At 45.4% G+C, this 19,961-nt stretch carries 19 protein-coding genes; 5 read left to right on the top strand and 14 right to left on the bottom strand.

Translation table 11 applies throughout. The features are described 5' to 3' along the window. Positions 1–46: 46 nt before the first annotated feature. From V7Z64_RS02105 to V7Z64_RS02085, 5 genes are all read right to left on the bottom strand, one after another. Positions 47–1,921 carry a PAS domain-containing sensor histidine kinase gene (locus tag V7Z64_RS02105; protein WP_297990509.1) on the bottom strand — a complete coding sequence of 625 codons (1,875 nt, stop codon included), beginning with the start codon at positions 1,919–1,921 and terminating at the stop codon, positions 47–49. Between the two features lie 146 nt (positions 1,922–2,067). Beyond that, a complete protein-coding gene (locus V7Z64_RS02100; RefSeq protein ID WP_297990505.1) occupies positions 2,068–2,730 on the bottom strand; it encodes a LutC/YkgG family protein in 663 nt (220 codons plus the stop codon). Then, entirely contained in the window at positions 2,730–4,148 is a 1,419-nt protein-coding gene (locus V7Z64_RS02095) for a LutB/LldF family L-lactate oxidation iron-sulfur protein (protein WP_297990503.1), read from the bottom strand. The genes V7Z64_RS02100 and V7Z64_RS02095 overlap by 1 nt, the downstream gene beginning before the upstream one ends. 14 nt (positions 4,149–4,162) lie before the next feature. Next, complete coding sequence (locus tag V7Z64_RS02090; RefSeq protein WP_297990501.1) at positions 4,163–4,879, bottom strand: (Fe-S)-binding protein; 717 nt, start codon at positions 4,877–4,879, stop codon at positions 4,163–4,165. A gap of 104 nt (positions 4,880–4,983) precedes the next feature. Continuing rightward, positions 4,984–5,703, bottom strand: a complete 720-nt coding sequence (locus V7Z64_RS02085) for a FadR/GntR family transcriptional regulator (RefSeq protein ID WP_297990499.1) — start codon at positions 5,701–5,703, stop codon at positions 4,984–4,986. Positions 5,704–5,921: 218 nt separating this feature from the next. Between V7Z64_RS02085 and V7Z64_RS02080 the strand changes: the two genes are divergently transcribed. After that, positions 5,922–7,703, top strand: a complete 1,782-nt coding sequence (locus V7Z64_RS02080) for an L-lactate permease (protein WP_297990497.1) — start codon at positions 5,922–5,924, stop codon at positions 7,701–7,703. Positions 7,704–7,803: 100 nt separating this feature from the next. Then, positions 7,804–9,534, top strand: a complete 1,731-nt coding sequence (locus V7Z64_RS02075) for a B12-binding domain-containing radical SAM protein (protein WP_297990495.1) — start codon at positions 7,804–7,806, stop codon at positions 9,532–9,534. Between the two features lie 176 nt (positions 9,535–9,710). Here V7Z64_RS02075 and V7Z64_RS02070 read toward each other — a convergent pair whose 3' ends face one another. From V7Z64_RS02070 to V7Z64_RS02060, 3 genes are read right to left on the bottom strand one after another with little or no spacing between them, the layout of a single operon-like run. Further along, positions 9,711–9,854, bottom strand: a complete 144-nt coding sequence (locus V7Z64_RS02070; protein WP_297990493.1) for a hypothetical protein — start codon at positions 9,852–9,854, stop codon at positions 9,711–9,713. Next, positions 9,851–10,006: a hypothetical protein gene (locus tag V7Z64_RS02065; RefSeq protein ID WP_171700665.1), complete on the bottom strand. Its 156-nt coding sequence runs from the start codon at positions 10,004–10,006 to the stop codon at positions 9,851–9,853. Before V7Z64_RS02065 ends, V7Z64_RS02070 begins: the two co-directional genes overlap by 4 nt. Further along, complete coding sequence (locus V7Z64_RS02060) at positions 9,984–10,130, bottom strand: hypothetical protein (RefSeq protein WP_297990490.1); 147 nt, start codon at positions 10,128–10,130, stop codon at positions 9,984–9,986. The genes V7Z64_RS02065 and V7Z64_RS02060 overlap by 23 nt, the downstream gene beginning before the upstream one ends. 84 nt (positions 10,131–10,214) lie before the next feature. On the opposite strand from V7Z64_RS02060, the gene V7Z64_RS02055 reads away from it, so the two are divergent. Together V7Z64_RS02055 and V7Z64_RS02050 are read left to right on the top strand one after the other, a co-directional pair. After that, positions 10,215–10,550 carry a DUF3905 domain-containing protein gene (locus tag V7Z64_RS02055; protein ID WP_297990488.1) on the top strand — a complete coding sequence of 112 codons (336 nt, stop codon included), beginning with the start codon at positions 10,215–10,217 and terminating at the stop codon, positions 10,548–10,550. 58 nt (positions 10,551–10,608) lie between these two features. Further along, entirely contained in the window at positions 10,609–10,800 is a 192-nt protein-coding gene (locus V7Z64_RS02050) for a hypothetical protein (protein ID WP_297990486.1), read from the top strand. Here V7Z64_RS02050 and V7Z64_RS02045 read toward each other — a convergent pair. From V7Z64_RS02045 to V7Z64_RS02020, 6 genes are all read right to left on the bottom strand, one after another. Then, the gene (locus tag V7Z64_RS02045) at positions 10,735–11,550 is read right to left on the bottom strand and encodes a carbohydrate ABC transporter permease (protein WP_297990484.1); all 816 of its coding nucleotides are present in this window, start codon (positions 11,548–11,550) and stop codon (positions 10,735–10,737) included. The genes V7Z64_RS02050 and V7Z64_RS02045 overlap by 66 nt on opposite strands. Positions 11,551–11,561: 11 nt before the next feature. Then, positions 11,562–12,452: a carbohydrate ABC transporter permease gene (locus V7Z64_RS02040; protein WP_297990482.1), complete on the bottom strand. Its 891-nt coding sequence runs from the start codon at positions 12,450–12,452 to the stop codon at positions 11,562–11,564. 101 nt (positions 12,453–12,553) lie between these two features. Beyond that, positions 12,554–13,819, bottom strand: coding sequence for an ABC transporter substrate-binding protein (locus V7Z64_RS02035; RefSeq protein ID WP_003396836.1), 1,266 nt, complete (start codon positions 13,817–13,819; stop codon positions 12,554–12,556). Positions 13,820–13,872: 53 nt separating this feature from the next. Continuing rightward, entirely contained in the window at positions 13,873–14,562 is a 690-nt protein-coding gene (gene pgmB, locus V7Z64_RS02030) for a beta-phosphoglucomutase (protein WP_297990479.1), read from the bottom strand. Next, positions 14,559–16,901 carry a glycoside hydrolase family 65 protein gene (locus V7Z64_RS02025; protein WP_297990477.1) on the bottom strand — a complete coding sequence of 781 codons (2,343 nt, stop codon included), beginning with the start codon at positions 16,899–16,901 and terminating at the stop codon, positions 14,559–14,561. Before V7Z64_RS02025 ends, pgmB begins: the two co-directional genes overlap by 4 nt. A gap of 68 nt (positions 16,902–16,969) precedes the next feature. Further along, complete coding sequence (locus V7Z64_RS02020; protein WP_297990475.1) at positions 16,970–17,986, bottom strand: LacI family DNA-binding transcriptional regulator; 1,017 nt, start codon at positions 17,984–17,986, stop codon at positions 16,970–16,972. A gap of 174 nt (positions 17,987–18,160) precedes the next feature. Here V7Z64_RS02020 and V7Z64_RS02015 point away from each other — a divergent pair, with 174 nt between their 5' ends. Further along, a complete protein-coding gene (locus V7Z64_RS02015) occupies positions 18,161–19,927 on the top strand; it encodes a methyl-accepting chemotaxis protein (protein WP_297990473.1) in 1,767 nt (588 codons plus the stop codon). Positions 19,928–19,961: the final 34 nt, after the last annotated feature.

The raw sequence follows: 19,961 nt of genomic DNA, 5'->3' as shown, positions 1-19,961 counted from the left end.
CTCCTTTTTTGTTTGGTTGTAAATTTATGTTAGTAAATTTGCTCATCTACAGTATGTTAATAAACACTTGTTTTAATTGTTTCGGGTCGCAATAAATGAGCGGAACGTGTTCATACGTCGCTTCAATTTGAATGTTATGCATCGTCGCTTGCACGCTTAATAAGTCAACCGTCTCTTGCATCACTTTCGCGACATCGTTTTTTTCATAATGAGCGGCTTGCGGCTTAGCGAGCACGAGAAACTCGGTAATAATCGATTCAATTCGTTTCAATTCCGACGTAATGACATCGAAGTACATATGATACGTTTCGTTCTCATGACTCATGCTTCCTTGTAACAGTTGAATAAACCCTTTTAACGCCGTCATCGGGTTGCGAATTTCATGGGCAATTCCTGCCGCAAGCTGCCCGACGACGTTCAACGTATCCGACTTGCGCAGACGTTCTTCCATTTCTTTTTTCTCCGTAATGTCGCGCACCATCATAAGTCCAACATGTTCAATGACGTTCGGTTTAAACGACAGTTCAACAATTTTCCGATTCCCTTCTCCGTCCACCATGACGAATTCTTCTTCTTCCCCTGCTTCGCTCAGCCACGTTTGAAAATGTTTTAAATGATTCGTTCCGATAAAAGCGTGCACTCGTTTTCCGATTAACCGTTCTTTTTTTAAAGCGAAAATGCGGCACGCTACCGGATTTGCATCAAAAATGCGCTGCTCATCGTCAATCAACATCATCCCGTCCATCGCATGATTAAATATGCTGCGAAACTTTTGTTCTTGTTCGCGCAACTCTTTCTCCATTTTTTTACGTTCGCTCACGTTGCGAAAAATCGTTAAATGGTAGCCGTTAATGACTCCTTTTTTCGACGTAAATTCAAGCTGTTTTCGCTCTCCATTTGGCATATGAAACGTTAATTCGTCGCGAATTTCTCCGTCGCGGAAAAATTGGCGCAGCACGCGGCGCGCTTTTTTGCTTTTTGCATCGATAAATTGCAAGACGTTCGCATGGACGAGATCGTGGAGCGGCAATTCAAACGTTCGGCTTGCCGCAGGGTTGGCGCGCAAAATGTTGCCGAAATCATCGCAAATGAAAATCGCTTCGTGAGCTTGTTCAAAAATGGCACGAAATCGCTCTTCACTTCTCTGTAAGTTCATTTCCATATTTCGCTTTTCGGTGATGTTGCGCATAATCGCCATAAAAAAGCCGCTATGTACGTTCGCCGTAAGCGTCATTTCAAACAGCTTTTGCATGCCGTCCGCTAAAATAAACGGCAGTTCGCTCGATACTGTCCCTGTGCGCTTTAACGTCAGCAACAGTTGTTCGAACAAATGATGATATTCGATCGGGATAAATGTTTGAATGGAAAGCTTGCACAGCTCCTCTTTGTTTACGTTGACGCTCGCGCAAAAGGAAGGATTCGCATCAATAAATCGCCCTTGCGCATCAAAAATGACGATGCCGTCGCCTGCGCGGTTAAACAAATCTTTAAATAACGTTTCGTTAATCGAACGTTCACGCTCGAGCACTTTTTTTGAGGAAATGTCGCGGATGATGTATAAATCAAATGATGGGTGGCGGCGCATAAACAATTGCACATGCTTCGTTTCGCCATCAGCTAAACGGATAACAAGCTCGTCATCGTATGATCCGAACTTATGAAGCATTTGTTTTTGAAATTGGAAAATGTGTTCAGGCACAAGGTGCAAATAGTCTTGAAAATGTTTTTGCAGCAGCTTTTCTTTTGACGCACGAAACAGGCGGCACGCCGCTTCATTCATGTCGATGAACGCCCCGTCTTTATTCACTAACACAATCGCATCTGTCGCTTGTTCAAAAATAAAACGATATTGACGTATTTTCTCTTCCATCGCTTCTTTTTCTTGTTTAATCAGCTCAATGGATTGAGGTTTTTCAATCATATTTCCTTTCAAACGCTTTCCCTCCTCAACGAACTCCCTCTCCATAGTTATAATGTATATTCGCTACATGTTTTGTTATTCCTTCTTAACTTTCTGAAAATTTTACTAATCTGATCGGAATAAAAAAGAGCAGCTTGTTCGCTGCTCTATCGGTCGGTGATGACGATATATGTCGCTTTCACCGGTCCGTGCACGCCGACGACTAAGTTCATTTCAATATCTGCGGAGTTGCTCGGACCTGTAATGAAGTTGATGCACGACGGGACATGCTTCTCGCGAATGAGGCGCGCCGCTTGCGTCATGCGCGGAACGATCGTGCTTTTCGGAATAATCGCCACATACGTTTTCGGCAAAAAGCTAATCGTCCGCCCTTGATCGCGATTGTTGAATAGCACAACCGTTCCTGATTCAGCTAATGTGATATCGCTAAAGGTGATGCCAATATTGGCTCGCTCAGCCGCTTCGATATTCGCCCGTCCGAGCGATACGTCCCATACGTGCACATCTTCGCGCGTGAAAAGCGAGCTTAATCCAAACTGCTCGTAACGCTCATCGTTGGCGACGACAATCGGGCCGCCGCCATGTGCCGCGATAACGTCGTCTATCGCGGCAACGAGGCGATCCGCTGTCGTTTCGACAAGCGTCGTATGAATGCGGGTACATTGCTTTTTTAATTCATCAAGCAACTCGTCTTGGCTATACCCTTGAAATACGGTATGTTGCGGGGCATGTTTCCATTTCGGGCGTTCTACAGACGTGCGCACATCGCGTCCGAGCCGCGACGCAATGCGTTGCAAAAAAGCTTCCATCACTCATTCCCCCTTTGCTTCAACCAATCGCGGAACCGCTCTTTTTCTGGCGCTGGAAACTCGCGAATGTCCGTCCACGCTTTTAACGGTCCTGGTCCTTTCGAAATGCGGTCGTTGACGGTAAACGGATTCATCGCGCTCGGCGCCACTTTTGAACCGATTTTATATAAAAGCGACGATGCCGCACCTAATCCGAACGCTTTCATCGCTAGCTTTTCTGAAATCGGCGCTTTTCCTTCGCGCTCGACGATCGTTTGGCGATGTTTTAATAGCAGTTCATGAAGCGGAATTTTAACCGGGCACGCTTCCGTACATGCTGCGCATAACGTCGATGCATACGGTAGCTCTTTATAGTCGTCATATCCGCCAAGTAATGGCGACAACACCGCCCCGATCGGTCCCGAATAAATCGAGCCGTACGAATGACCGCCGATATGGCGATATACCGGGCAGACGTTGACGCAAGCAGCGCAGCGAATGCATTGTAACACCGGCTGAAATTCCGTTCCTAAAATGTCAGAGCGCCCGTTATCGACAATGACGAGATGAAATTCTTCTGGTCCGTCCACTTCCCCTTCCTCGCGCGGGCCTGTTAAAACGGTAATGTAGCTCGTCAACTTTTGCCCGACGGCGCTTCTCGTCAGCAAGCTAACGAGCACTTCCATTTCTTCAAACGTCGGAACGATGCGCTCCATTCCCATGACTGTAATTTGCGTTTTCGGCAACGCGGTCACTAAGTCGGCGTTTCCTTCGTTCGTCACGAGCGTAATCGAACCGGACTCGGCAATCGCAAAATTGCAGCCGGTAATGCCGACATCAGCCGTCATATATTCATGACGCAACATCTCGCGCGCATGAAGGGCAAGCTCTTCCGGCTTTTCCGTTTTTGTGTACGCTAACTTTTCTTTAAATACGTCGCGAATTTGTTCTTTATTTTTATGAAGCGCTGGTGCGACAATGTGTGACGGCGGATCGTGGTCGTCGACTTGCAAAATGTATTCACCGAGGTCTGTTTCAATGACTTCACAGCCGAGCTTTTCGAGCGCAGCGTTCATATGAATTTCTTCCGTCACCATTGACTTCGACTTCACAATTTTTTTCGCTTGTTTGCTTGCGACGACGCGGCAAATGTAGTCGTTCGCTTCTTCTGCCGTTTGCGCAAAAAACACATGGCCGCCGCGCTTTTTTACATTTTCGCTCAACTGCATTAAATAGTAATCTAAGTTTTCGAGCGTATGTTGGCGAATTTCTTCTCCGAGCGCCCTCCATTCTTCCCAATTGCCAAGTTCAGCGGCCGCTTCCAACCGCCGCGTGCGCAGCCGCTCTTGCGCTCCAGCAACCGCTCCGCGCATAAACGTATTATGAATCCCTTTCTCGACGCGTTCGTGAAACTCTCCCATGTTAATTTTCAATGCCATATAAATCCCCCCCCTTATCGACAATTAAGCACTTCGGCAATATGCATGACGCGAATCGGCTTCCCTTTTCGTTCGATGCGCCCGCCGATGTTCATTAAACAGCCGCAATCGGCACCAATTAAGTAGTCCGCTTCGACTCGTTCAATGCATTGAATTTTTTCATCGACCATTTGTTCAGAAATCGGCCCCATTTTTACAGAAAACGTACCGCCAAATCCACAGCAATTGTGCGCGTTTGGCAAAGGGACAACTTCCAGCCCTTTCACGTGTTGTAATAACGTAAGCGGCGCATCTTTTACGCCGAGCAGGCGCGTCATATGACATGATGTGTGATACGTCGCCCTTCCTTCTAACCGTGCGCCGACATCTTCCACTTTTAGCACATCAACAATAAATTGCGTCAGTTCGTACGTTTTATCGGCAAGGCGCTGCGCCCGCGCTTCCCATTCGCCATCCCCTTTAAAAATGTGCGGATATTCTTTAAACATTGTCGCACACGAACCGGATGGGGTCACGATATATTCCGCATGTTCAAACGTGCGAATCATATGTTTCATCGCTTCCTTCGCTTCTTTTACATACCCGCTATTGTACGCGGGCTGACCACAGCACGTTTGCCCTTCTGGAAAATGAATTGTGCATCCAAGCCGCTCTAATAGCTCTACCGTCGCTTTTCCGACATTGACGTGAAATAAATCGACTAAACATGTAACGAATAATGTAACGTTCATCCCCGATCCCCTTTCGAAAACGTTTTCTTTTCCTTCACTTTACATGCAATTGCCAAATTAGTCAACCGGTCATCTGATGAGTAAGTGTGGAGGAAGCTCCTCCATCATGAAGAAATGTAGTTCGCCAGCACTTTTTCCACGTGTCCTAAATGGTCTTTCATTCGCTCTTGCGCAAGTTCGATGTTTTGTTCGCGAATGGCTTCAAAAATGGCGATATGGTCTTCAAGCAGCTGCTCCGTCGTCGCTTGTTTCGCAAACAACCAAATGCGGCGCGTTTCACGCATCGTTTCCATCATCATTCCCGACACGTTGTTCATTAAGCTGACTAATAGCGGATTTTTCGTCGCCGCCGCAATCGCCATATGAAATAAAAAGTCGGCCTGTTCCCCAAGCTCTTCGTCGCCGATCACCTCACGCATTTGCGTAAGGGCGCTTTGCATCGCGCGCAAATCTTCTTCCGTCCGTTTTCGCGCCGCCACTCCAGCTGCGCCGACTTCAAGCAACTTACGCACTTCTAATAAATGGGCAACGTCTTCTTTATTCATCAGCACAGCAGCAGAAATCGGAAACGACAACATCGCCGGATCAAATTCGCGCACATATGTGCCTTCCCCTTGCTTCATTTCAATGAACCCCATCGCCCTAAGCGCCGTTAACGCTTCGCGAATCGCCGCGCGACCAACTTGAAAGTTTTCGGCAAGCTGCTGAACGGAGTCGAGTTTATCTCCGGGCTTTAACTGTCCCGTTTGAATCATATGTAAAATGGCTTCGGCTACTTCTTCATATATTTTTTTCGGCTTAATTTGTTTGTACACATTGTCCACCCCATCATCTCCTGATTTACTCCCCCACACAAATAGAATATCATATCATATTTTTGTACAAAAGAAGTGTGAAAAATTTTTAAATTTTTGTATTGAAAAATGATTGCGCTTACATTATGATATACTCATCAGATGATTGTATGACCTTATGAGGAGGGGATAAGGAATTACGTCATCACATATTGTTATATCATTCACATAAACAAAGGGGGATGTATATGAGCATCGGTGTGTTATCATTTATCGCACTATTGCCAATTTTAACAGTTTTCTTATTTCTCGTCGTACTGAAATGGCCAGCGAGCCGCGCGATGCCTGTTGCGCTCGTCGTCACCGCCGCTATTGCCCTATTTGTTTGGGGCACGAAAATGAACGTTGTCGCCGCTGCAAGCGTCAACGGTATGAAAACGGCGATTGAAATTATGTTTATCGTCTTTGGCGCGGTATTGCTTTTAAATACGGTGAAAGAAAGCGGCGCGATTGAAACGATTCGCCAAGGATTTATTCACATTTCGCCAGACCGCCGCATTCAAGCAATTATTATCGCTTGGTTGTTCGGCTCGTTTATTGAAGGTGCAGCAGGGTTCGGTACGCCAGCTGCCATCGCTGCCCCGCTTCTTGTCGCAATCGGTTTTCCTGCGATGGCTGCCGTATTAGTTGCGCTTATTATTCAAAGTACGCCTGTTTCTTTCGGAGCAATCGGTACGCCGATTCTCGTTGGAGTTAATACAGGGCTTGCGAACCAAGAAGCGGTTATGAAAGCGATTGGCGATATGGAGTTTACGGATTATTTGTTGCAAATTGCCGCAAACGTCGGCATCATTCATGCGTTAGTCGGAACGTTCATTCCGCTCATTATGGTCGGCATGATGACGCGCTTTTTCGGTAAAAATCGTTCGTTCCGTGAAGGATTGCGCGTATGGAAGTTTGCGTTGCTTGCCGGATTGGCGTTCACCGTTCCGTACGCGATCATCGCAAACGTGCTCGGACCAGAGTTTCCATCGTTAGTCGGGGCGTTAATCGGCCTGATGATCGTCGTACCAGCCGCAAAAGCAGGCTTGTTTATGCCAAAAGATACGTTTGACTTTGAAAAGCGGATCGAGTGGGAACAAGAATGGATCGGCCGCTTAAACAACGAACAAGTGAACTTGCAACAAGGAAACAAGCGCATTTCGCTTTTGAATGCATGGTTCCCGTACGTATTAGTTGCGATTTTGCTCGTCATTACGCGCACAGTAACGGAAGTAAAAACATTTTTAACAGGAGAAAGCGTCACCATTTTAATCGACAACGTGTTTAACTCCGGCATCGCGATTAAATCGACGCCACTTTACTTGCCAGGTACAATTTTCTTAATCGTTTCGCTCATCACATACGTGTTACATCGCATGGATGCAAAAAGCTACAAAAAAGCGTTTAGCGATTCATTTAAAACGGCATTAAGCGCAGGTTCGGCGCTCATTTTCGCCGTGCCAATGATCAACATTTTCATTAACTCCAAAACAGAAGAACTTGCAAGCATGCCGCTCGTTTTAGCTGAAGGGGTATCGCACATCGCCGGTTCAGCATGGCCGGTCGTTGCGCCGCTCATCGGTGCGCTCGGCGCGTTTATCGCGGGAAGTAACACATTTAGCAATATGATGTTCTCCCTCTTCCAGTTCGGTACGGCAGAAAGCATCGGCTTATCCGCTTCAGGCGCTGCGGTTGTCGTCGCGCTGCAAGCTGTTGGCGGAGCAGCAGGAAATATGATTTGCGTCCATAACGTCGTCGCTGCTTCTGCAACCGTCGGCCTCGTCGGTCAAGAAGGAAGTTTAATTCGCAAAGCGCTCATTCCGATGACGTATTACATTTTAGCTGCAGGTATGCTTGGCATGGGCTTCATCGTCGGCGGCTTCAACATATGGTTCATTTTATACGCCGTCGTCGTCATCGCTTTCATCTTCTTTATGATGTCAAACCGCGGCAAAACGAAAAAAGCAGAAAAACAAATTTCTGCATAACATAAAAGAGGGTGTCCTACGAGAAGGGCACCCTTTTTCCCTTCCCTTCCGATATGATATAATAGCTTGTTACAACCTACATATGAAGGAGTCGTTTGCAGTGAACATTATCTGTACAACGTTAAATGCGAAATATATTCATACAAACTTAGCGATTCGGTATTTGAAAGCATACGCCGCACCGGAGTTTCATGTGCAGCTCGTCGAATATACGATTAAAGACCCTGTGTTAAATATCGTCACCGATTTATACCGCCGCAAGCCGGATGTCGTTGGATTTAGCTGTTACATTTGGAACATTGAACAGACGATTGAAGTCGTTCAGCTATTAAAAAAAGTGCATCCGAACGTTACGATCGTCGTCGGTGGACCGGAAGTGTCATACGACGTTGCTTATTGGCTTGAGCGCGTACCACAGTTTGATTATATCGTCATCGGCGAAGGAGAAGAAACGTTTAAACAGCTTCTAACGGCGCTTCATCGCGGTGAAGATGTCGCAACGATCGCTGGACTTGCCTTTCACAAAGACGGCAAACCGGTCATCAATCCGCAACGAAATAAAATCAATTTAGCGAATATGCCGTCGCCGTTTCGCTTTCCAGAAGATATTCCGCATTTGTCCAAGCGCGTCACATACGTGGAAACGAGCCGCGGCTGTCCGTTTAGCTGTCAATTTTGTTTGTCGTCCATTGAAGTTGGTGTGCGCTATTTTGACCGTGAAAAAATAAAAGAAGATTTACGCTACTTAATGAAACATGGCGCGAAAGTCATTAAATTTGTCGATCGCACGTTTAACATTAGCCGCAGCTATGCGATGGATATGTTTCAATTTTTAATTGACGAACACGTGCCGGGCGTCGTCTTTCAATTTGAAATTACAGCGGATATTATGCGTCCAGAAGTGATCGAGTTTTTAAACCGTGAAGCGCCGCCGGGACTGTTTCGCTTTGAAATTGGCGTGCAATCGACGAACGATGAAGTCAATAAACTCGTCATGCGGAAACAAAATTTTGATAAGCTTACCCGAACGGTTACGATGGTAAAACAAGGTGGAAAAATTGCGCAACATCTCGATTTAATTGCCGGACTCCCTGAAGAAGATTACACATCGTTTCGAAAAACGTTTAACGACGTGTTTGCCCTTCGCCCTGAAGAATTGCAGCTCGGGTTTTTAAAAATGTTGCGCGGCACAGGACTGCGCCGTCAAGCAGACGAGTACGGCTACGTCTTTATGGATCGGGCACCGTATGAAATGTTGCGCAACCGCGTGCTGTCATTTGACGACGTCATTCGCTTAAAACAAGTAGAAGATGCGCTTGAAAAATATTGGAACGACCATCGCATGGACGAGACGATTGAATATATCGTCACCCATTTATTTGACACACCGTTTGACTTTTTCCAATCGTTCGGCACGTATTGGGACGAACAAGGATGGGCGCGCATCGGACATCAGCTTGAAGATTTATTCCGCCGTCTCTATTCGTTTTTACAAACGTTACACACGAACGACTTGCCGATCGTCGAAGCGCTCATGAAATACGACTATTTGCGCAATCAAAAGCAAAAACCGCGCAAACCGTGGTGGGACGAAAAAACGGACAAGAGTGCGCGCGCGCGCGTATACGAAAAACTGTCCGAACAACCGCATCTTCTTTCCCTAAGCGAAAAAGAATTATTTAAACATACCGTCGTCGAAATGATTCCTTTCGACTTGCCGCATTATTTACAAACGAAACAAGTGCGCCTGTGCAACATGGCGATGATCGTTTACTTTAACCAATCGACGATGAAAGCAGAGACGTATAGTTTAGAGATGGAGACGAATTGACAAATCATTTATTGAGGTTTTATAATTTCAACTATAAGAAAGATTTAAAGTGTGGGAAGGACATCATTTAGGGATGTTCCTTACTAGAGAAGATAGCTATCGAATGTTCGGAATTCGATAGCTTAGAGATGATGTAAAAAAGCGCCAGCTCCTCATGCTAGCGCTTTTAGTCATATTTAGGGAGAGACATCTTTCTTCTTCACTTCTTCTAACAGCTCGATCACTTTATGCGCATTGATGTCGCCTTGTTCGCTCCCGAATTCTTCCTTTAATATATCGCTTGGAATTGGAATCGTTTTCCCTGCTTGTTTATTTTTCATGTTCCTTGCCGTCCTTTTTTCGAGTTTCGGTTTGCCCCTCGGCTCATATCTTCGCCACCAGCATATTGTGCAGCAAATTCATCTTTCGGCATGCTTTCCGTCGGCGTTTGGTTATTTGTTTTCGCTGCATCATGTGTCACTTTTCTTTTCATCACGTTCCACTCCTTTGTATGCAATCAATATAATGTCTTCACCTGTTTGTTGCCGAAGCGTTTGTTCCCATTGTTGCACTTGGGCGATGTCGCGCTCATGCAACTGTGCAATTGAAAAACGCATATGAATCCCCCCTCACAAATAATGTCATGCAAAACGACATATTTTATACGTTGTTAAGCCACATTAATAGCGAGGTGATGATGGATGGAAAAAGAGATCGAATCGCCAATTTTGGACGAAACGCAGCCGCATCAAATACATGCTCCGTCGTTTAAAGGAACGGGCATGCGCATGCAGCCGCCTTTTGTGAACAAATATGGCGTCGTCATCGGCGACAGTAAATACAATTCACCACATTCTCCGCTCAATGAATGGAGCGATGAAACAGACCCGAGCATTATGGCTGGGGACGAATGGGTGCACCCGACGAACGACATCGGCTGGAACACGCCTGAAAACCGTGCGCAATTAGAAAAAAAACGAAGCGAAAACGCTCCGTTTATTCATCCAGACAAAGACGTCGGATATGGAGCGGATTGACACATTCCCCTTCTCGTTGCCATACAATGAATAAACAATAGTATGACGAGGTGGAAACGTGGATCGAGAATGGATTCAGTTGATGAAAGTGTTAGGTATTGGGGTGATTGTGACAGGATATGCGATTGTGTTTATTAGCGAATATCGTGAATGGGAAGAAATTAAAAGAATGAAAGGTGGGAGGCTATTTCCCACCTGTAAACGAAATGCCTTTAACAAAGTAGCGATTGAAAAACGCATAAATGACTAATACAGGCATCGTAAACACCATTGACGCCGCCATAATGTAGTTCCAATAGCTAATATATTGCCCTTTAAAGCTATTTAACCCTAACGGCAACGTGAACAGTTGCGGATCGGATAAAATGATAAGCGGACGCATAAAGTCGTTCCACGAGCCCATAAAGACGAAAATGGCTTGCGCGGCAAGCGCTGGTCGAGCAAGCGGCAGCACGATGCGGAAAAACGTACCGATGCGGCTTAACCCATCTAGCGCTGCCGCTTCTTCTAATTCTTTCGGGAAGTTAATGAAAAATTGGCGCATCATAAAAATAAACGTCGCGTTAACCATCGCTGGTACAATCATACCTTGATACGAGTTCAACCAACCGAGCTGTTTTAAAATTAAATAGTTCGGAATCATCGTCACTTGCGCTGGAATCATTAATACAGCAAGCACGATCATAAAAATAGTACGTTTTCCTCGGAAATGAAGGCGAGCGAGCGCATACCCTGCCATTGAGTTAAACATTAAATTCAAAATCGTCACCGTCACCGCGATAATGACGCTATTCATAAACCAACGCGGAAACAGCTCTTGTTCAATGAAAATTTGTTTATAATTATCGAGCGTAAAATCTTTCGGGATAAAGCTCATCGAACCGCTCACAATTTCCTCAAGCGTTTTAAACGATGACGAAAGCGCCCATAAAAACGGAATCATCGTCACGATCGCATATAATACGAGAATCGTATATAATGATGCTTTACCTAATCGCATGTCCTTCCCTCCTAATAAAGCGACTCTTCTTTTGAAAACTTCCGCTGCAACCATGTCGCAAGTAAAATGACGATCGCTAACGCAAACGCTAATGCAGCCGCATATCCCATCGTGCCAAACGATTTAAACGCATATTGATAAATCAGAAGGACAACCGTTAACGTCGCGTTGTTCGGACCACCTGAACCGCCAGAGAAAATGTATGACTGGTCAAATAGTTGGAACGTACCGATTAACCCCATAATGACGACGAACGATGTGACAGGCTTTAAATACGGAACGGTGACGTACCAAAATTTATGCCAAGCGTTTGCCCCATCTAGCTCAGCCGCTTCATACAATGAATCCGGAATATCTTGCAGCGCGGCTAAATAAATGACCATAAAAAACGGGGCCGTCGACCAAATGTTCATTATCATAATCGCATTTAACGCCACAGACGGATCGCCAAGCCAGTTGTACGTTGGCAAACCGAAAAACTTGAGCACGTGGTTAACAAGACCGTTTTGGTTATACATCCACATAAAAATAAGCGTCAAAACGGCGGACGATGTTAACGTCGGTAAAAAGTAAACGATGCGGAAAAACTTTTCTCCTTTTAAACCGGCATTAAGCGTCGCTGCTAAAACGAGCGCTAACATCGTTTGCGTCGGCACGACAATCGCCACGTATTTTACCGTATTCCAAAGCGCAATTTTTGCTCGTGTATCTTCTAATATACGTGTAAAGTTATCAAACCCGACAAATTGAAAACTTGTCGTCCCTAACAACTGCACTTTATGAAACGATAAATAAATCGCAAATAAAATCGGACCAATGACAAATAAAAGAAGAACAAATAACGTCGGTGCTAATAGCGTATATGCCGTTCCTGCTTCTCTCCATCGCTTACGAGTAAACATATTTTCATCTCCTTTTGTCGTGCTATTCGCCTCTTTCAAGTGAAGATTGTGCAACACTTCACTTGAAAGAAGGGAACAGCGAGGGGAGCCCCCCTCAGCCGTTACTTCGCTTCAATTTCTTTATTCGCAATGTCTTGCGCTTTTTTGAGCGCTTCGTCAAGCGGTTGTTCACCTAAAAACGCGCTCACAAATTGGTTGTTAAAGTTGTTCATAATAATCGGTAAGTTCGTACCGTTTTGCCATACGGTCGCATACGGCGCTCCCGCAACAAGTGCCGCGCGCAATTCATCTTTGTCGTATCCTAACTCAGCCGCAACAGATTTGCGCGTTGGCAATGCAAATCCTTTACTCGTCCAAATTTTCATTCCTTCTTTTCCTGTTAAAAATGAAATGAGTTTCCAAGCTGCTTCTTTCTTTTGCGAATCTTTGTTCATGACGTAAGCAACTGTGTATGCCATCGTTCCTTTTTTCCCGTCAATTGTTGGCACTTCCGCTGTGCCGAACTCCGTATTTGGGAACGTTTCTTGTAAAAATGGAATCGCCCAGTTTCCTTCAATAACCATCGCTGCTTTTTGTTGACCGAACATTTCACCGCCCCAGCCGGCGCCAACTTCGCTCGGTTGCGCCGCTGATTTATCTTTTAAACGCATATCAACAATTGGTTGCAACGCCTCAACGACTTTCGGATCGGCAAAGCTCGCTTTGTTATCTGTGACGACTTTGCCGCCTTTTGATTCCGCAATGTAGTATAAACGCGCTAATTCCGGCGCAGCTCCGAAGCCGTACACTTCTGTTCCTTTCGTTAATTTTTTCGCCGCCTCGCGCAACTCGTCCCACGTTTTCGGCACGTCTAATCCCGCTTCAGCAAACATTTTTTTATTGTAGAAAAGCGCTAACGTCGAATAGTCTTTCGGGAAGCCGTATATTTTGCCGTCCGGGCCTTTGAACGCATCAAGAAGCGGTTTTTCAAAGTCATCAATGTCAAAATCATCTGTCACATAGTCATCGAGCGGCTCTAATACGCCTGTTTCAATCATCGCCGGCGCTTCAAACGCATCTAAATAAAATACGTCTGGACCTTCGCCACCAATGAGCCGCGTTTTAATGACATCCATATATTGATCGGAAATGACTTCATGTTTTACTTTAATGTTCGGATATGTTTTCTCAAACTCGTCTAACGTTTGCTTTAACAATTTTTGTTCCATCGGGTTGCCGCCCCAGCCGGCGAGCGTTACTTCAACTTGTTCCTCTTTCGTTTCGCCTTTGTTTTCATTGTTTGCTGTTTTTTCGTCGTTGCCACATCCCGCTAAAACGCTTCCAAAAAGCATTGTCGATATACCGACAGTTAACCATGTTTTGTTCATTCATAAGACCCCTTTCTTATTTGTATTCGTATATGGAAGGGAGACGAACTCCCTTATTCCCGATAAAATGCACGTACGATGGCGTCATATGTTAAATCTTTTGTCGTTTCGACGATGTAGTCCGCTTCTTTTAACGCTTCACGATCGCCAACGCCGACCGCAAACATGTGTGCTGCTTTAATGGCCGCCACCCCTGCTTGCGCATCTTCTACTCCGACGCACATGGACGGATGCACACTTAGCTGCTCGGCCGCCGTCAAGAAAATTTCTGGGTGCGGCTTGCTATGTTTTACGTTCGCCGCATCGACGATCGTATCGAAATACTCACCAATTTGTAATCGTTCGATGACGGTGAACGCGTTTTTACTTGCCGATGCTAAACCGATTTTTATATGATTGCGCTTTAGTTCGCGCAACAAATCGAAAATTCCAGGAAGTATATCGTCTGGCGTCATGCGCGCAATGAGCTGTTTATAATGTTCATTTTTTTTATAGGCAAGCGCTTCTTTTTCTTCGGCTGTATAGCGATCCGCTTGGCCGCCGAGCGCTAAAATGCGCTCGAGCGACTCCATGCGGCTTACCCCTTTTAATTGCTCGTTAAACGTGCGGTCAATCGCAATACCTAACTCTTCTGCGAGCTGCTTCCACGCGATAAAATGATGCTCTGCCGTATCGGTAATGACGCCGTCTAAATCAAAAATGACTGCTTTCAACTCTTTATTCATTTCGTCAAACCCTTTCATACAAGTGGAATCGTTACTTCGTCTGTCACTTCGTATCGTGTCCCGAACACGTCAAACGTCACAACATCGTGAACGTTCGTCACTTTTTTCACGATAAGCTCCTCATGCGTCACCGTTACTTCTAACCGATCGCCGCGCCAATATATCGGGAACGATAACTTTTTCCATTGTTTCGGCAGCTTGGGATGAATGCGCAATTTCCCATCAAGCATGCGCACGCCGCCAAATCCGCATACGACAGACTGCCATATGCCGCCGATCGACGCGGTATGCATGCCGTGATCCGATGATTTCATATTCGGTCCTAAGTCGATGCGCGCCGCTTGTTCAAACAATGCATACGCTAACTCGCGATCGTCCATATCGCTCGCTAAAATGCAATGCGTCGATAAGCTGAGCGAAGAGTCGTGCAACGTTTTTGGCTCATAGTAATTCCAGTTCGCTCGCTTCACTTCGTTTGGAAACTTATTTTCTAGCAAGTAAAACAACACCATAATGTCGGCTTGTTTAGATACTTGCATGTTGTTCACTTGTTCAAGATTGTAGTCTTCAAAAATCGTACCGACGCGCGTTTGCTTTTTATATTTCGTTAAGTCGATCATTTGTTTCGATAAATACGTATCGTCTTGCGGAATGACGAGATCTTCTTCGCGCGGCTGCGGCAAGTAAATCAAATCGACTTTTTCCTTCCATTTTTTATACGCTTCATGAACGTTTATTTTTTCCGCTAGCGCATCAAGCAGCGCCAGGTTCGTCTCTTTTAATCTTTCATAATAGCGAATGGCCGTTTCGATATTCCAATGCGCCATATAGTTCGTAAAAGCGTTGTTGTTGACGTGCTCTTTATATTCGTCTGGACCGATGACGTCGTTAATATGATATTGTTGTTTTTCTTCGTTCCACTCCAGCCGGCTCGCCCAAAACGTCGCCGTATCAAACAACATTTCGTATCCGTAGCGCTCCATAAAGTCGTCATCGCCTGTGATTTTGTAATATTGCCATACCGCAAAGGCGATGTCGCTCGTAATATGTTGTTCAATAAAGCCAGACCAAATTTTCGTCGCTTTTCCTGTAACGATATCTACCGCTCCCCATACCGGCGTCTCTTCATCGCCTGTAAACGCCGACTCCCACGGATACATCGCTCCTTCGTATCCGTTTTGTTTCGCTTTTCGACGCGCCCCTTCAATCGTGTTGTAACGATATTCAAGCAAGCTGCGGGCAATATGCGGGAACGTGTATGTGAAAAACGGTAAAATGAAAATTTCCGTATCCCAAAACGAATGACCTTTATATCCTTCCCCTGTTAATCCTTTCGCCGCAACACCAAAACGTGCGTCGTGTGCCGGCGTCATAATGATTAAATGATAATGCGCAAAACGGATGGCGAGCTGGTCAAATTCGTTTTCACTTTCGATCGTAATGTTCATTTGCTCCCAACGTTTTTTCCATTCCGAAACGTTTTCGGAAAAGAGCGCATCATACCCTTTCTTCGCTTCTTCTTTTAAGTCGTTTAGCGCATCTTGACGCATAACATCTAAACTGTATGCGTCATGGTCGTACGCTTGATCGCGGCTCGTATACACGTTAGCAAGCTTTTCAAGCGTCAACGTCTCTCCTCGCTTCACATCAAACGCCACTTGAATAAACACTTTGCGGCGATCGATCGCCATGCGCGGCTCTTTTTCTACTTCTTTTCCGTCGATCATGTAGCGATGTACAGCGTTGACGACAAAATCAATTTTTGATTCCGTTGTCGTTTGAATGAGCTGTAAATATTTTTTATTGAAAATGCGCTTTTCCCCTTCATGAAAATGTTGCGCACCGCTATTTGTCATTTGCCCGTTAATGCCGGATGTGATGTGAATGTGCGCATCGCCATCGAGCGGCTTGATCTCGACTTTCATGCCGATCAAATGCAAGTTTTTCAGCGATACAAATCGGCGAAACGTCAGCTCAAACTTCTCCCCTTGCGCGCTTTCCCATACGACGTAGCGCACAAGTTCCGCATCTTTTATATTTAAATCGCGGCGATAATGAATGATTTTCCCTTTTTCGAGCGAAAACTTTTCGCCGTTTACCCAAATGTCTAACTCAACAACATCTGGTCCGTTCGGCAGTTCTGTCACTTCATATTCGTCAAACTTGTTAAACGTTCCAGCAACGAACAAGTTGCGCACTTGCCCGACGTACGATTCTTCCGTCGCCGAACGAAGTCCCATATACCCGTTGCCAAGCGCCATAATCGCTTCGCACTTCCCAAGCGCATGCGGGTTGAATGCGACCTCGGAGACGATCCAATTTTTATACTCCCCTGTTCCTAAGTTGTATTGCAGCATCGTAAACTTCCTTTCCTTGTGTGAATATCGTTTTCCAAAACGTTTCGGATTTTGCGTATGAAAAAAGGTCACCCTTTTTTCACCGGTGCTGTTGACTCGCGCACGATAAGTTGCGTTCGCAACGTCACGACTTTCGCTTCATTTCCTTCCAGCATATCAATGAGCATGCTTGCCGCTTCGTATCCCATTTGAAATTTATTTTGCGCAATCGTCGTTAGCGCTGGAGACACGTATGATGCTAATAAAATGTCGTCGTATCCGATGACCGATACGTCTTCAGGCACGCGCAAACCGAGCTGTTTGAGCGCTTTTATGACACCGAGCGCCATTAAGTCGCTTGCGCAAAAGATAGCGGTAATGTTTTTATGTTTCTCAAACAATTCATACGCTCTCGCTTCTGCCATCTCTTCGGAAAAGTCGCCGTTAACAATCCACTCTTTTTCAATCGGCACGTTCGCTTCTGCCATCGCCTCATAAAACCCTTGTAGGCGCTGCTTGCTAACGAAAGCGTAATCGTGTCCATTCATCATCGCGATATGGCGATGACCGAGCTCAAGCAAATGTTGCACCGCTTTTTTCGCCCCGTATACGTTATCGGTCGTCACATACCCGACGCGATCAGACTGAATCGGAATGTCGATTAAGACGCACGGAATGTCGCTTTCGACAACTTCCGTTAAATACGGATCGTCCGTTTTCATTCCTTGCAAAATGACGCCGTCGACGCGCCGTTCGCGGCACAATTGCGAGTACGTTTTTTCCCGTTGTTTCGTCGAATTTGTATTAAACAAAATGACGTCATAGTCCGTTTTCGCAATGTAGTCGTTGACGCCCGTCATCACTTCAAACGTGAAATTGTCTTTGAGCGCGGATCGCGTCATGCCTGAAACGAGCAACCCAATCGTTTTCGATTTGTTCATGACAAGGCTTCGCGCAAGCGTATTCGGACTGTAATTGAGCTGCTTGGCGATGTCCATAATTTTTTTCCGCGTCTTTTCACTTACATCGGAATAGCCGTTTAACGCGCGTGAAACAGTCGTCACAGACACGCCAGCCGCCTTTGCGATATCTTTAATTGTCGTCACTTTCATTTCCTCCAAAACGTTTCGGATTCCTTGTTGATTTGAATTTTAACTGAACTTGAAACCGATTGCAACAAAAAATTTGTGACAAAATTCGTGGCATTTTGTCCAAAAATGTTCTCCCCTTCCCACGAACTGTCGTGCTATAATGATACAAAAAGTAAAGGAGGCTTCTTCATGAAAGGTCGATGGACGAGCCGTTTTCAGAAAAAACCGAAAACGAATGAACTGAAAAACAAGACGACGATCGGGAGAAAGTACGGGATCGTTTTTAGCTTTACGACCGTTTTATTTGTCAGCGTTTTCATTTTTGTCGCCTTGCTTGTTCATAACTTAACGAACGTCGTAAAACAAGTAGAGCAAAAAAGCGACCAAGCTATTTTAATTACCGATCTGAACGCTTTATTTAAACAAAAATATATTGTCATCACCGACTACATGACAAACCCTCGCCCTGAAACATTATGGAATTATGAAGATTTAACGAAGCAATTTAACGATAAAATGAAACAGCTCGAACCGTATATGCAAACGGAAGAGGCGAAAACAATTTACCAATCAACGATTTCTATCGAAAATCAGCTGAACGAACTGCTTCATAAAACGATTCAACCGACCGTCTTATCATACCGCGACCGTGGGGAAATTATAGACATTTTTCAAATTATAAGCTTTCAAAATAAAGCGGCGACGATTCGCGATATGAGCATTGAAAAGCTCGACATATTAAAGCAGCTCATTATTCGCGAACGGCATGACCTCGTTGCTCAAATGAACGATACGATCGCGAAAAATATGTTGATGATGGTTATAACGGTCGTTGTCGCCATCGCCTTATCGATCGTTTCCCTTACTGTCGTTAGCCGTAAAATAAGCAGTCGGTTAAAACGAGTCGTGCACATTTGCCATGAGCTTGCGCGCGGCAATTTGCGCGTTGAGCGTTTAACGGATACGAACAACGATGAAGTCGGACAAATCGCTCATGCGATGAATGAATTAGCGGACGGACTAGCGCAATCTATCGCCCAAATTCAAGCGGCAGCGAAGTATGTAAACGATATGTCGCAAACGTTGCGATTGAATACAGAAACGACGACGGAAGCGAACGAGCAAATTACACAAGCGATGTTGCAAGTCGCTTCAGGTGCTGAACAACAAGTTGACGTCTCACAAAAAACAAACGACGCGGTGCACGATGTGTCCAATGCATTAACGAGCGTAATAGAAAAGGTAACCAATACAACGAAAGTAACGACAGAAGCGGCGGCGCGCGTCAACGAAGGAACATCTTTAGTAGAGCAAACGGTTGCACAAATGAAAGTTATCCGCGAACAAATTGAACGGCTTGCGACAGTTATTGAATCGCTAAACGATAAATCGAAAGAAATTCATCAAATCGTCGGCTTTATTACAAACATTTCCGATCAAACGAATTTGCTTGCGTTAAACGCCGCCATTGAAGCGGCGCGCGCCGGAGAGCACGGAAAAGGATTCGGCGTCGTTGCGGAAGAAGTGCGCAAACTCGCCGAACAAACGGCTCATGCGGCAGGTAATATTCGCGCGCTTGCCGAACAGTCGCAAACGCAAACAGCCCATGCGGTGACAGTAATGAATGAAAGCAGCCAATCGTTCCAAGCGGGACATTCGCTCGTCGAACAAGTAGGAAACATTTTCCGCTCGATTTCGACTCACATGGCGCGCGTCCAAGCTGAAAGCGATGCGGTGCACGATACAATTCGTTCCGTAGAAGAAAAAGTGAAAACGATGACCGCATTCGCGGATCAAATTATTGATATTTCATCTCAATCCGCCCATAATATTGAACAAGTCGCCGCAACGACAGAAGAACAAAACGCAACGATGCAGGAATTGCTCGCCTCGTCGCAAGAGCTCGCAAGCACAGCGGAACAACTTCGTCAAGCGGTCGCACGCTTTCAAATGTAACAAGTAGATAACCGTCCTTTCGTATCATCAAAAG

This window comes from Anoxybacillus sp., from assembly GCF_036834105.1.
In the GTDB taxonomy this organism is placed as follows: Bacteria; Bacillota; Bacilli; order Bacillales; family Anoxybacillaceae; genus Anoxybacillus.
This window is presented reverse-complemented; position numbering and strand designations above follow the sequence as displayed.